Source organism: Pseudomonas glycinae (assembly GCF_001594225.2).
Lineage (GTDB): Bacteria > Pseudomonadota > Gammaproteobacteria > Pseudomonadales > Pseudomonadaceae > Aquipseudomonas > Aquipseudomonas glycinae.
In genome coordinates this window covers 5,706,940-5,720,525 of record NZ_CP014205.2, presented here as the reverse complement: position 1 = coordinate 5,720,525, position 13,586 = coordinate 5,706,940, and the positions used below count along the sequence as shown (strand labels likewise).

The window sequence follows — 13,586 nt, the reverse complement described above, 5'->3', positions numbered from 1 at the left end:
TTATTCGCCCGTGGTGCTCGGTGCGCCAGCGCGCTTGCGCTTGGAACCGCTGCTGCGACGACGCTTGCGCGGTGCACCACTGGCGTCATCACCCTTACCGCTGAGGTCGCGGATCATGTCGCGACGTTCGCTGTCGTTGGCGTCCTGATAGTCAGTCCACCATTCGCCGAGGCCATCGGTCTGCTCACCGGCGCTTTCACGCAACAGCAGGAAGTCGTAGCCGGCACGGAAGCGCGGGTTGTCCAGCAACAGGTCGGCACGCTTGCCACTGCGGCGTGGCAGGCGTTCCTGCATGTCCCAGATCTCGCGGATCGGCATGGTGAAGCGTTTTGGAATCGCGATGCGCTGGCACTGTTCGGCGATCAGTTCGTGAGCGCCTTCCTGCATCGCCGGGATCGGCGGCATGCCGCGCTCTTGCAGACGCAACACGCGGGCCGGCAGGGCAGGCCACAGCAGCGCGGCGAACAGGAACGCCGGGGTCACCGGTTTGTTCTGCTTGATCCGCAGGTCGGTGTTGGTCAGGGCTTCGCTGATCAGCGTGTGGGTGTATTCCGGGTTGTGTTCCAGCGCATCGGCACTGGCCGGGAACAGCGGCGCGAACAGTTGCAGGTCGACCAGCATCTCGAAGGTGATGGCGCCATGACCGGAGAGGAACAGCTTGAGCACTTCCTCGAACAGGCGAGCCGACGGGATCTCGCGCAGCATCGGCGCCAGTTCGCGGATTGGCTGGACGGTATGCTTCTCGATACCGAAATTGAGCTTGGCGGCAAAACGCACGGCCCGCAGCATCCGCACCGGGTCTTCCTGGTAACGTTGCTTCGGGTCGCCGATCAGACGGATCAGGTGATTGCGGATGTCGTGCACGCCGTTGGCGTAGTCGAGGATGCGCTCGCTGACCGGATCGTAATACAGGGCGTTGATGGTGAAGTCGCGGCGTTGCGCGTCTTCTTCCAGGGTGCCGTAGACGTTGTCACGCAGAATGCGCCCGCTCTCGTTGCGCGAAGACTGGTTGCTGTCTTCGTCGTCTTCGTTTTGCGGGTGATTGGCGCGGAAGGTCGCGACTTCGATGATTTCGCGACCGAAATGGATGTGTACCAGCTTGAAGCGGCGGCCGATGATCCGCGCATTGCGGAATTCGGCACGAACCTGCTCGGGGGTGGCGCTGGTGGCGACGTCGAAGTCTTTGGGCGTGATGCCCAACAGCATGTCTCGCACGCAACCGCCAACCAGGTAGGCCTGGTAGCCGGCGCCCTGCAGACGTTCGACGATGTTGACCGCGTAACGGCTGAATTGCGCCTTCTGCAGCGAATGTTGGCCGCTGTTGAGGACTTCAGGCGTGCTACGGATGTGTTGCGTACGACGCAGGGGAGTTCGGAATGACTGGAACAGCTTCTTCAGCATGGGATGCACTGTTTGAAGGAATGTTCGGCCATACCAGAGAATGACCGCATGATGGGCCGGGATTCTAGCATTTAGTCGAGGGATGGTGTAGGACGCTGCCGTTTTGCGCTGCAAGCCGCAGGCTAGAGGGGGTGTGGATGCGTCAGAAGGGGGGAATTTGCCGGGAAGAAGAAACTACAAGGGGAGCCGAAGCTCCCCAAGAAGTAGTTGCGTGCTCTTTTTATTATTGATTCGGGCTTCTTGTTTTTGTTGAGTGCCCTCGCCATGAAGCTTTTCCTTCATGACCCTCCCAATCGGGAGCCAAGAGCAAACGGATTGCTTTGGTCGCTGTGTTGCAGTGATCTTGCGATCCAACCAGTACAGGCTCTGTCTTAAGACAGTTTTTGTTGTTCTCGGCCTGGTCGTGGGGCTAGCCCCAAATACAACGCCTCTCCAAAAGAATCAGTTAGCTACGCCTCTCGCCGTCTTGTTTTTATTGTGCGTGAGTCGATTCGTCTTATTTTTATTGTCTTGTGCATTGCTTGTTATTGTTCTTGTACCAAACATATAGCAGGTGCCGTGCCAACTTTTTCGAACCCCAATAAAACAAGGGGTTAGGTCGATATAACCGTTTTCGCAGGGCGAAAAAAAGCCGGGGTTTCGTTACCGATAACCCCGGCTTCTGTTACGTGAAAAGACTGAGGTAACAGTTTTTTCACCTCTTCAACGGTAACCCGCACACTCGACAGGTAACGTTCAGCTCTCGCTGGCGACCCCGGTCTTGCGCCGCGGAATGCCCAGACGCTGACGACGCTCCCACAGGCATTTGCGGCTGACGCCCAGTTTGCGCGCCAGTTCGGTCTCGGTCATGTGGTCCTGATGCTCGAGCACGAAATGCTGGAAGTAGTCTTCCAGTGACAGGTCTTCGGTCGGCTCGTGGCTGCTGTTGCTGGCGTTACCGGCCGGTTGCGCCGGCAGGCCGATGAATTCGTCGTCCTCCAGATCGCCCAGCTCGATGTCGATGCCCAGCAGGTCGGCAGAGATTTCCGGGCTTTCGCTCAGAATCACCGCGCGCTCGACGGCGTTTTCCAGCTCCCGCACGTTACCTGGCCAGGAGTAGTGCCGGATCGCCTGTTCGGCATCGGCGGCAAATTTCAGGTCGGTGCGGTTGATGCGTGCGCTCTGACGAGCGAGGAACGCATTGGCGATTTCGTTGACGTCGGCGCCGCGTTCGCGCAGGGCCGGCAGTTTCAACGCGATCACGTGCAGGCGGTAGTACAAGTCTTCACGGAACTGGCCGATTTTCGCCAGGCTCTTGAGGTCGCGGTGGGTCGCCGCGATCAAGCGAACATCGACCTTTTGCGACTGGACCGAGCCCACCCGGCGAATTTCGCCTTCCTGCAACACGCGCAGCAGGCGAGCCTGGGCTTCCAGCGGCAACTCGCCGATTTCGTCGAGGAACAGCGTGCCGCCGTCCGCCGCTTCCACCAGACCGGCGCGACCGGCGCTGGCACCGGTGAACGCGCCTTTCTCGTGACCGAACAGTTCGGACTCGATCAGGCTTTCCGGAATGGCGGCGCAGTTCACCGAGATCATCGGCGCCTTGGCGCGTTTCGACAGGTTGTGCAGGGCACGGGCCACCAGCTCTTTACCGGTACCGGACTCACCCTGGATCAATACGTTGGAATCGGTCGGCGCGACTTTACGGATCTTGCCGTAAAGATCCTGCATCGGCGGACACGAACCGATGATGCCGATCTCGCCATTGCTGTTGTCGATGGCGGATTTGCCGCTGCCATTGGCCGATTTCGCGGGAGCTGCTTCGCCGGCAGCAGGCGCCGACTGGCGATCGCGCAGGATCCGCGCGACAGCCTGAAGCATTTCATCGTGGTCGAAAGGCTTGGCGATGTAATCCACCGCGCCCATCTTCATCGAGTCGACCGCCGAGCGCAGACTGGCGTAGCTGGTCATGATCAGCACCGGTGTGCCCTGGCCGAGCTTGATCAGCTCGGTGCCGGGAGCGCCCGGCAGACGCAGGTCGCTGACGATCAGATCGAATGTGGGAATACTGAAGCGTTCTTGTGCTTCCTGCACTGAACCGGCTTCGCTGACCTGGTACTGGTTGCGTTCCAGCAGGCGGCGCAAGGCGGAGCGGATAATGGTTTCGTCTTCGACGATCAAAATGTGCGGCATTGATTCGATACTCTCGACGGTCTCAGTTCACAGCGGACGTCGCTTCGACATGGCGCGGCAATGTCACCCGGATACGGGTGCCGCGCTGGCTCTGAACATCAGCCGGGCTGTCGATGGTGATTTGTCCATAATGCTCTTCAACGATGGAATAGACCAGTGCAAGGCCCAGACCGGTGCCTTCGCCAGGATCCTTGGTGGTGAAGAAAGGTTCGAACAATCGGTCCATGATGCTCGATGGAATACCGCTGCCTTCGTCTTCGACGATCAGATCGACCGTGTGTTCGCCGGCTTCGCTCTTGACCCGCACCGCACTGCCGGCAGGCGAGGCGTCACGGGCGTTGGAGAGCAGATTGATCAGCACCTGGGCGAGCCGCTGCGGATCGCCTTCGACCCAGTGGTCGGGATCGCACAGGTTGTAGAACTGCACTTCGAAATTGCGCCGGTTCAGGGCCAGCAGGCCGATAGCGTCCTGGGCCACCTCCGCCAGACAGACGGGCTCGTCGCTGTGCTGATGGCTGCCGGCGTGGGCGAAGCTCATCAGCGACTGGACGATGCGTGACACGCGTTTGGTCTGTTCGAGGATCTGGCCGCTGATTTCCGTCAGCTCACCGTCCTCTTCGCGCTCTTCGCGCAGGTTTTGCGCAAGGCAGGCGATGCCGGTGATCGGGTTGCCGATTTCGTGGGCCACACCCGCCGCGAGTCGGCCGATGCTGGCCAGGCGCTCGGAGTGCACCAGTTTGTCTTCGAGCATCTGGGTTTCGGTCAGGTCTTCCACCAGCAACACCAGGCCGCTGTTGCCCGGTGCCAGCGGCTCGTCGATCGCTGCTTTGTGCAGGTTCAGCCAACGGGTCTGGCCGTCGAGCGCCAGGTGCTGCTTGTGCAAATGTTCGTCGGGCAGGTTGATGAAACCTTGCAGCAATTCTTTCCACGGATTGGCGATGGTGCTCAGGCGCGAGCCGACCACCCGTTGCGCGGCAATCCCGGTCAGTTCTTCCATGGCCTTGTTCCACATCAGGATCTCCTGATCCTTGGCCAGCGAGCAGACGCCCATCGGCAGTTCCTGCAAGGTCTGGCGGTGGTAGCGGCGCAGGGCATCGAGTTCGGCAGCCAGGCCGGTGAGGCGCGAGTGGTAATCCTCGAGGCGGCTTTCGATGAAGTGGATGTCTTCGGTGACGTAGTTTTCGCCGCCGGCCTTGTAGGGCAGGAAGGTTTCCACCATGTCCTGGGCGACGCTCGGACCCATCAGGCCGGAGAGGTTGGCTTCGATCCGGTCACGCAGGCGGCGCAAGGCATAGGGACGGCGTTCGTCGAACGGCAGATAAAGGTCGCGCAGGGCCTGTTCGACTTCTTTCTGCGCAGCCTTGGCGCCCAGCGGCTTGGCCAGTTGCGTGGCGAATTCCTGCGGCGAAGCGGCGTGCAATTCGCGGCGTTGCGGGCGTCGCACGTTGTCCACCGCGCAGGCTTCGGCGGCGCTGGCCTCTTCGGGGCTGGCATTGGTGAACAACGAAATCAGAGTGAACATCAGGACGTTGGCCGCCAGCGAGGCGATGGCCGCCATGTGCCAACTGGTGTCGTCCAGCACGTAGATCATGTTCAGCAGCGGAATATAGAAACCCTGCAGATTGCCGACCAGCGGCAACAGCATGGTCACCACCCACACCACGATCCCCGCCAGCAGACCGGCGATGAAGCCGCGGCGATTGGCGGTCGGCCAGTACAGCACTGACAGCACGCCCGGCAGGAACTGCAGGGTCGCGACGAAGGCGACGATGCCGAGGTTGGCCAGGTCCTGCTCGGCGCCCAGCATCAGATAGAAGCAGAAACCGGCCATGATGATCGCGACGATCAGCGCCCGGCGGGTCCATTTCAGCCAGCGATAGATGTTGCCCTCGGCCGGCGGCTGGTAAAGCGGCAACACCAGATGGTTCAGGGCCATGCCCGAGAGCGCCAGTGTGGTGACGATGATCAGGCCGCTGGCCGCCGACAGACCACCGACATACGCCAGCAACGCCAGCGACTTGCTGTTGGCGGCGATGCCGATGCCGAGGGTGAAGTATTCCGGATTGGTGGTGGCCCCGAGTTTCAGGCCGGCCCAGAGAATCAGCGGCACGGCCAGGCTCATCAACAGCAGGAACAGCGGCAGGCCCCAGCTTGCGCTGACCAGCGAGCGCGGGTTGAGGTTTTCGGTGAAAGTCATGTGATACATGTGCGGCATCACGATCGCCGAGGCGAAAAACACCAGCAGCAACGTGCGCCACGGGCCTTCCTGCAATGGCGTGTGCAGGGCGGCGAGGGCGGTCTGGTTCTGCAGCAGCCACAGTTCAAGCTGTTGCGGGCCGTCGAATACACCGTACAGCGCATAGAGGCCGACGCCACCGAGGGCCGCCAGTTTGATCACCGATTCGAAGGCAATCGCGAACACCAGCCCTTCGTGCTTTTCACGGGTGGCGATGTGACGGGAGCCGAAGAAAATCGTGAACAGAATGATCAGCGCACAGAACGCCAGGGCCACGCGGTTCTGTACCGGTTCGCCGGTGAGGATGCCGATGGAATCGGCCACGGCCTGGATCTGCAACGCCAGCAGCGGCAAGACGCCGATCAGCATGAAAATTGTGGTCAGTGCACCGGCCCAGGTGCTGCGGAAGCGGAAGGCGAACAGATCCGCCAGCGACGACAGTTGATAAGTGCGGGTGATCTTGAGGATCGGATACAGCAGCACCGGCGCCAGCAGAAACGCCCCGGATACCCCGAGATAACTGGACAGAAAACCGTAGCCGTACTGATAGGCCAGACCGACCGTGCCATAGAACGCCCACGCACTGGCATAGACCCCCAGCGACAGGGTGTAGGTCAACGGATGGCGAATGATCGCCCGCGGGATCATGCCCCGTTCACTGATCCAGGCCACGCCGAACAACGCGGCCAGGTAGGCGGCGCTGATCAGCAGCATCTGGGTCAGGCTAAAGCTCATCGGCATCTTTTTGGCTCTGCAGGATGAAGGTCACGACAATCAGGATCAGCCAGAGCAGATAAGGGCGATACCAGGCGCCCGTGGCGTCGATCCACCAATCCATGATGGCGGGAGAAAACAGGTAGATCCCCACGACCAGAAGCAGGACCAAGCGATAGATGTACATCCCGGCCTCTCTTTTTTATGCGCGTGCCCGAAAACGTGCGGCGATGGTAACGGATGGGCGCGCCACTGCAAGTGTCGTCACAGCAGTTGCGCTTCGGGCAGGGTCAGTGTGCGCGGGATCTTCGTCGCGTCCCAGTGGGCACTACCCCATTTCAGCAGCTCTTGCGGCGAGGCGTGGGCCAGTTCGGGCCCCGGGTTTTGCCCCAGTGCACGCAAGGCCCGCAGCAGCAATGGCGTGGCCTGATCGGCTTCCAACGGTGGCGAGCGATAGGATTTGCCGAGCTTGTTACCGTCCGGTTGGGTAATCAGTGGCAGATGCAGATAGCGCGGTTGGCGCAGGCCCAGCAGTTCCTGCAGATAGAGCTGGCGCGGCGTGGAGTCAAGCAGATCGGCGCCGCGCACGATGTCGGTGATGCCTTGCCAGGCGTCGTCCAGTACCACCGCCAGTTGGTAAGCGTAGAGGCCGTCGCGGCGGCGGATCACGAAATCACCCACGTCGCGGCCCAGATGCTGGCGGTATTCGCCCTGCACCCGGTCGATGAAGTGGTATTCGAGCTCCGGTACGCGCAGGCGGATCGCGGCATTTTCCGGCTCATGGCCGGCGTTGCGGCACAGTCCCGGATAAATGCCATGGTACGGCTCCAGTTGTTTGCGCGAACAGGTGCAGGCGTACGCCAGGCCGTGATTGAACAGGCTGTCGAGCACTTGGGCGTAGGCTTCGTGCCGATCGCTCTGGCGGACCATCTCGCCGTCCCATTCGAAGCCGTAGCTTTCCAGCGCCTTGAGAATCGCCGCTTGCGCGCCTGGCTCTTCACGGGGCGGATCGAGGTCTTCCATGCGCACCAGCCAGCGGCCGCCCACCGAGCGTGCGTCCAGATAAGAGGCCAGGGCGGCGACCAGCGAACCGAAGTGCAGGTGCCCGCTGGGGGTCGGGGCGAAGCGGCCAATGTAGGCGGGGGAGGAGTTGGCAGTCATGAGGGCGATGTTACTTGAAGAGTAAAAAACGGCAGAAACAAAAACGGAGCGTTCGCACGCTCCGTTTTTCGTTCAGGTAGGGATTATTTGCCGACCTGCTTTTCCTTGATTTCCGCCAGGTTCTTGCAGTCGACACACATGTCGGCAGTCGGACGGGCCTCGAGGCGCTTGACGCCGATCTCGATGCCGCAAGAGTCGCACCAGCCGTACTCTTCGTCTTCGATCAGTTGCAGGGTCTTGTCGATCTTCTTGATCAGTTTGCGCTCGCGGTCGCGGGCGCGCAGCTCGAGGGCGAACTCTTCTTCCTGACTGGCACGGTCGGCCGGATCAGGAAAGTTGGCCGCTTCGTCTTTCATGTGATCAACAGTGCGGTCGACTTCCTGCATCAAGTCGAGTTTCCACTTGGTCAGGATCTTGGTGAAATGCGCACGCATAGGCGCGCCCATGTACTCTTCGCCCTCTTTAGGGACGTAAGGTTCGAAACCGCTGAGTGTCTGACTTGCCTGTTGCTTTGCTTGGGTGGGCATGAAATGGACCGCCTCTACTCTTGTAATCCATTGCGCAGGATTGCTCCATCACCGACACCTGCCGGCCCTGCGGCTGCAAGCGGGCGAACTTACCAGATCAATTCGACCCGCGCTACTCCCGGATGTCGAGCGCGTGGCCGAGGGGACTTGCAAATGTTTGCCAAGCCATGTCCGGCGGTGCTGCAAACCTGCTCAATCACTGATTTTAGTCAATCCTGGAGCGTACGCGCGGGTCGTTACAGTCCAGTGTTCTTGAGGCTGTGACCGCTGCGGGTTCTCGCTCGTTCCGGCAGATGGGTAGAATCGTTTCTTTTCCCCCGTTGAAGGAAGGCCAATGGCTCAGCCCTACAGTGCGCGCAGTCGTGCGATCGAACCGTTCCATGTCATGGCGTTGCTGGCGCGGGCCAATGAATTGCAGGCCGCCGGCCACGACGTGATCCACCTGGAAATCGGCGAACCGGACTTCACTACCGCCGAACCGATCATCCGCGCCGGCCAGCAAGCCCTGACGGCGGGGAAAACCCGCTATACCGCAGCCCGTGGCATTCCCGAACTGCGCGAGGCGATTTCCGGCTTCTATCAGACGCGCTACGGCCTGAACATCGATCCTCGACGGATTCTCATCACCCCCGGCGGTTCCGGGGCGTTGCTGCTGGCCAGTGCGTTGCTGGTGGATCCGGGCAAGCACTGGCTGCTGGCCGACCCCGGCTATCCTTGCAACCGGCACTTTTTGCGGTTGGTCGAAGGCGCGGCACAGCTTGTACCGGTGGGCCCGGACGTTCGCTATCAACTGACGCCGGACCTGGTGGCGCGCCACTGGGACCACGACAGCGTCGGTGCGCTGGTCGCCTCGCCGGCCAACCCGACCGGTACGATTCTGACCCGCGATGAGCTGGCCGGGTTATCCACAGCAATCAAGGCCCGTCACGGGCATCTGGTGGTGGACGAGATCTATCACGGCCTGACTTACGGCACCGACGCCGCCAGTGTGCTGGAAGTGGACGACAGCGCCTTTGTCCTCAACAGTTTCTCCAAATATTTCGGCATGACCGGGTGGCGCCTCGGCTGGCTGGTGGCGCCGGACGCAGCGGTCAGTGAGCTGGAAAAGCTCGCGCAGAACCTCTATATCAGTGCGCCAAGCATGGCCCAACATGCGGCGCTGGCCTGTTTCGAGCCGGACACCATCGCGATTCTCGAAGAGCGCCGCGCCGAATTCGGCCGTCGCCGTGACTTCCTGCTGCCGGCATTGCGGGAGCTGGGCTTCAACATTGCCGTAGAGCCGGAAGGCGCGTTCTATTTGTATGCCGATATCAGCCAGTTCGGCGGCGATGCCTTCGCGTTCTGCCGACATTTCCTTGAAACCGAACATGTAGCCTTCACGCCGGGGCTGGACTTCGGCCGCTATCAGGCCAGTCATCACGTGCGCTTTGCTTACACGCAAAACCTCCCACGCCTACAGGAAGCGGTAGAGCGTATCGCCCGTGGCTTGAAGAGCTGGCAAGGCTGATGCGCTTTCATCCTCCGCTCGAAGAAGGCCGGTTGATCCGGCGATACAAGCGTTTTCTCGCCGATATCGAAACCGTTGGCGGCGAATTGCTGACCATTCACTGCCCGAACACCGGCTCGATGCTCAATTGCCAGGTCGAGGGCGGGCAGGTCTGGTTCAGTCGCTCCACAGATCCGAAACGCAAACTGCCCGGTACTTGGGAAGTCGGTGAAACCCCGCAGGGCCGGCTGTTTTGCGTGAACACCGGACGCGCCAACGCACTGGTCGAAGAAGCCTTGCAGGCCGGTGTCATCAGCGAATTGAGCGGGTTTACCGGGCTCAAACGCGAGGTGGCGTACGGGCAGGAAAAGAGCCGGATCGATTTTCGCCTCGACTACCCGACGGGCCCGGCGTACGTGGAAGTGAAAAGTGTCACGCTGGGTTTCGACGGCACGGCGGTCGCGGCATTTCCCGATGCAGTGACCGATCGTGGCGCCAAGCATTTGCGTGAGCTGGCGCATCTGGCCAGGGACGGGATTCGCGCGGTGCAGTTGTACTGCGTCAATCTCACGGGTATCGAAGCAGTGCGTCCGGCCGAGGAAATCGACTTCGCCTACGCCGCTGCGCTGCGCGAGGCGGTGGCGTGCGGGGTCGAAGTCCTGGCGTACGGCGTGCGGTTGAGCCATGAAGAAATGGTGATCGACCGGCGCCTGGACTTGCTGCTCAACGGTTAAACATCGATCCACAGCCCTTGCGCGTCTTCATGGCAAGGGATGGCCGTCAACGATTGCCCGGCGCAGGGGCCGGCGACGCATTCTCCGTCTTCGATCAGAAACAGTGCGCCGTGGGTGGCGCACTGGATCAGGCTGTTGCTCGGGTCGAGAAACTGGTCGAGGTGCCATTCCAGGCCAACGCCCCGATGCGGGCAGCGATTGAGGTAGACATACGCCTGCCCCGCACGGCGCACGGCCAACAGTTTTTTCCCGTCGATATCGAAACCGCGACTGCCGCCTTCAATCAGATCGGCACCCGCGCAAAGAAACTTCATGGCTATCCTCAAGTGTCGGCTCGTGTCCGGATATGTCCGAGCTTGACGTTCAAATGCAAACAATTATCAAATGGCCGCCTTCGCCCGTGGCGAGCTGAGCGCTGCCGAGGATACTTGGCCTGCCGTTCCGATGCCCGGGAAAACCTTTCAAGGAAGCTGTCTATGCGCCTGAGTACCCGCGTTGCCGTTCTGTGTGTCGGACTTTTGGTCAGCCACCAGGCTGCAGCGGCCGAGTTGCCGCAACGTTGGGTCAGCGCTGGCGGCGCCTTGTCGGAGTGGGTGAGTGCACTGGGGGGGGAAGCCAAACTAGTGGGGGTCGACACCACCAGCCAGCATCCGCAGTCCCTCAAGTCGCTGCCGAGCATCGGCTACCAGCGTAGCCTGTCAGCCGAAGGCATTCTCAGCCTGCGCCCGGACATCCTGATCGGCACCGAAGAAATGGGCCCGCCGCCAGTGATCTCGCAGGTGCGCAGCGCCAAGGTGCAGGTGGAATTGTTCTCGGCTCAGCCGGATCTGCCGACGCTGGAGAAAAACGTCACCCATCTGGGGCAGTTGCTGGGCGCGGAAAGCCAGGCCGTGCAGCTGCTGCAACGTTATCAACAACAACTTGATGCGCAAAAGGCGCGTGTGGCGCAAGCGCAGACTAAACAGAAAGCGCCGGGCGTGCTGTTGCTGCTCGGACATGCTGGCGGCAAGCCGCTGATCGCCGGCAAAGACACCGCCGCCGATTGGCTGCTGCAACAAGCGGGCGGGCACAACCTTGCGACCCACACCGGTTACAAGCCGTTTTCCGTGGAGTCCCTGGCCAGTCTCGATCCTGAAGTGCTGGTGTTCGCTGACCGTGCGCTGACCGGCGAGGCGGCGAAAGCGGCGCTGTTCAAGGAAAGCCCGATCCTCAATTCCAGCCGTGCGGCCAAGACCGGACGCGTGCTGGAACTGGATCCGACGCTGCTGGTCGGCGGGCTCGGGCCGCGTTTGCCGGCTGCGCTGAAGACCCTGTCTGACGGTTTCTATCCGGTCAAGAGCGGCCAATGACCACGCTGGTCAAGCCCCGTGGTTTGTTTATCGGCCTGATCCTGCTGTGTCTGCTGGCGATCTGGTTGTCGCTGGCGCTGGGGCCGGTCAGTCTGCCGTTGTTCGATACCTTGCGCGCAGCACTGCGCATGATCGGTGTGCCGCTGGCGCCGGACGGGCTGGAGCAGGCTGAACTGATTCTCGGGCAGATTCGTCTGCCGCGTACGTTGCTGGGGCTGGCAGTCGGCGGTGTGTTGGCGCTGTCCGGGGTGGCGATGCAGGGGCTGTTTCGCAATCCGCTGGCCGATCCGGGGTTGGTCGGCGTCTCGAGCGGCGCGGCGTTGGGCGCGGCGGTGGCGATTGTCGGTGGTTCGTTTTTTGGCGGATTGCCGGAGTGGTTCGGGCCTTACCTGCTGTCGGTGTGTGCGTTTCTCGGTGGCCTTGGTGTAACGGCGTTGGTCTATCGACTAGGCCGCCGTAATGGGCAGACGAATGTTGCGACCATGTTGCTGGCGGGTATTGCCCTGACGGCGTTGGCCAGCTCGGCGGTGGGGCTGTTCACCTATCTGGCCGACGACGCGACATTGCGCACATTGACGTTCTGGAACCTGGGCAGCCTCAACGGTGGAAGTTATGCGCGATTGTGGCCGCTGCTGATCATCACCGCCGGTGTTGCACTTTGGCTCCCACGCCGAGCCAAGGCGTTGAATGCATTGCTGCTCGGCGAATCGGAAGCCGGGCATCTGGGAATCGATGTCGAACGGCTCAAGGGCGAGCTGGTGTTCTGCACGGCGCTCGGCGTTGGCGCAGCGGTGGCGGCGGCAGGGATGATCGGTTTCGTCGGGCTGGTGGTGCCGCATCTGGTGCGCTTGCTCGCCGGGCCGGATCACCGGGTATTGCTGCCGGCATCGGTGCTGGCCGGGGCCAGTCTGTTGCTGCTGGCGGATCTGGTGGCGCGGCTGGCGCTGGCACCGGCGGAGCTGCCGATCGGCATCGTCACCGCGTTCATCGGTGCGCCGTTCTTTCTTTATCTGTTGCTGCGAGGGCGTGCCTGATGCTGTGTGCGCACAATCTGCACATCCGCCGTGGCCGCAAGACCGTTCTGGCCGACGTCAGCCTGCAGCTCGAACCGGGCGAAGTGCTTGGCGTGCTGGGGCCGAATGGCGCCGGCAAAAGCACTTTGCTCGGCGCGTTGTGCGGTGAGCTGAGCGCACACGAAGGGGAAGTGCTGCTGGACGGTGAGGCATTGAGCCATTGGGGCGGCACTCAGCGCGCCCAGCGACTGGCGGTGTTGCCGCAGGTATCGACCCTGGATTTTGCCTTTCGTGTTGAAGAAGTGGTCGGCATGGGGCGTCTGCCTTATCAAAGCGGGCGGGTGCGCGATGACGAGATCGTCGCTGCCGCATTACGGGCGGCCGATGCCGGGCACCTGAGTGGCCGCAGTTATCTGGCGCTGTCCGGCGGCGAGCGTCAGCGGGTGCATCTGGCGCGAGTGCTGGCGCAACTCTGGCCGGGACAGGCGGGGCAGACGTTGCTGCTTGATGAGCCGACTTCAATGCTCGATCCGTTGCATCAACACACGACGCTGCAAGCAGTGCGCGAATTTGCCGATCGCGGCGCGGCGGTGCTGGTGATCCTGCATGATCTGAATCTGGCGGCGCGCTATTGTGATCGGATCCTGCTGCTGGAAGGCGGGCGGCCGGTCGCACTGGATACACCTGAGCAGGTATTGCGTCCGGAATCGCTGAAGGCGGTTTTCGGTCTGGAAGTATTGGTGCAGCAGCACCCGGAGCGCGGGCATCCGCTGATCATCGCCCGCTGATTTCA

General features: G+C 61.7%; 12 protein-coding genes. 5 read left to right on the top strand and 7 right to left on the bottom strand.

The window, feature by feature from the left end:
* From AWU82_RS26085 to dksA, 6 genes are all read right to left on the bottom strand, one after another.
* Positions 1–1,401 (bottom strand): polynucleotide adenylyltransferase PcnB, encoded by a 1,401-nt coding sequence (locus tag AWU82_RS26085; RefSeq protein WP_064382068.1) that lies wholly within the window; start codon positions 1,399–1,401, stop codon positions 1–3.
* A gap of 735 nt (positions 1,402–2,136) precedes the next feature.
* A complete protein-coding gene (locus AWU82_RS26080; protein ID WP_011335968.1) occupies positions 2,137–3,573 on the bottom strand; it encodes a sigma-54-dependent transcriptional regulator in 1,437 nt (478 codons plus the stop codon).
* Between the two features lie 22 nt (positions 3,574–3,595).
* Positions 3,596–6,550, bottom strand: coding sequence for a sensor histidine kinase (locus AWU82_RS26075; protein WP_190241530.1), 2,955 nt, complete (start codon positions 6,548–6,550; stop codon positions 3,596–3,598).
* Complete coding sequence (locus tag AWU82_RS26070; RefSeq protein WP_003176118.1) at positions 6,534–6,710, bottom strand: hypothetical protein; 177 nt, start codon at positions 6,708–6,710, stop codon at positions 6,534–6,536. Before AWU82_RS26070 ends, AWU82_RS26075 begins: the two co-directional genes overlap by 17 nt.
* A gap of 77 nt (positions 6,711–6,787) precedes the next feature.
* Positions 6,788–7,684: a tRNA glutamyl-Q(34) synthetase GluQRS gene (gluQRS, locus tag AWU82_RS26065; RefSeq protein WP_064382066.1), complete on the bottom strand. Its 897-nt coding sequence runs from the start codon at positions 7,682–7,684 to the stop codon at positions 6,788–6,790.
* Positions 7,685–7,767: 83 nt separating this feature from the next.
* On the bottom strand, positions 7,768–8,211 hold the full coding sequence (gene dksA, locus AWU82_RS26060; protein ID WP_039771633.1) for an RNA polymerase-binding protein DksA: 444 nt from the start codon (positions 8,209–8,211) through the stop codon (positions 7,768–7,770).
* 334 nt (positions 8,212–8,545) lie between these two features.
* On the opposite strand from dksA, the gene AWU82_RS26055 reads away from it, so the two are divergent.
* Together AWU82_RS26055 and sfsA are read left to right on the top strand one after the other, a co-directional pair.
* Positions 8,546–9,718 (top strand): pyridoxal phosphate-dependent aminotransferase, encoded by a 1,173-nt coding sequence (locus AWU82_RS26055; protein WP_064382065.1) that lies wholly within the window; start codon positions 8,546–8,548, stop codon positions 9,716–9,718.
* On the top strand, positions 9,718–10,431 hold the full coding sequence (gene sfsA / locus AWU82_RS26050) for a DNA/RNA nuclease SfsA (protein WP_064382064.1): 714 nt from the start codon (positions 9,718–9,720) through the stop codon (positions 10,429–10,431). The genes AWU82_RS26055 and sfsA overlap by 1 nt, the downstream gene beginning before the upstream one ends.
* Here sfsA and AWU82_RS26045 read toward each other — a convergent pair.
* Positions 10,428–10,745, bottom strand: a complete 318-nt coding sequence (locus AWU82_RS26045) for a Rieske (2Fe-2S) protein (RefSeq protein WP_064382063.1) — start codon at positions 10,743–10,745, stop codon at positions 10,428–10,430. The two genes, sfsA and AWU82_RS26045, sit on opposite strands and share 4 nt — an antisense overlap.
* 162 nt (positions 10,746–10,907) lie before the next feature.
* Between AWU82_RS26045 and AWU82_RS26040 the strand changes: the two genes are divergently transcribed.
* The 3 genes from AWU82_RS26040 to AWU82_RS26030 are packed head-to-tail and all read left to right on the top strand — an operon-like array spanning position 10,908 to position 13,581.
* Complete coding sequence (locus AWU82_RS26040) at positions 10,908–11,780, top strand: heme/hemin ABC transporter substrate-binding protein (RefSeq protein ID WP_064382062.1); 873 nt, start codon at positions 10,908–10,910, stop codon at positions 11,778–11,780.
* A gap of 50 nt (positions 11,781–11,830) precedes the next feature.
* Entirely contained in the window at positions 11,831–12,814 is a 984-nt protein-coding gene (locus AWU82_RS26035) for a FecCD family ABC transporter permease (protein ID WP_190241594.1), read from the top strand.
* Positions 12,814–13,581, top strand: a complete 768-nt coding sequence (locus tag AWU82_RS26030; protein ID WP_064382060.1) for a heme ABC transporter ATP-binding protein — start codon at positions 12,814–12,816, stop codon at positions 13,579–13,581. The genes AWU82_RS26035 and AWU82_RS26030 overlap by 1 nt, the downstream gene beginning before the upstream one ends.
* Positions 13,582–13,586: the final 5 nt, after the last annotated feature.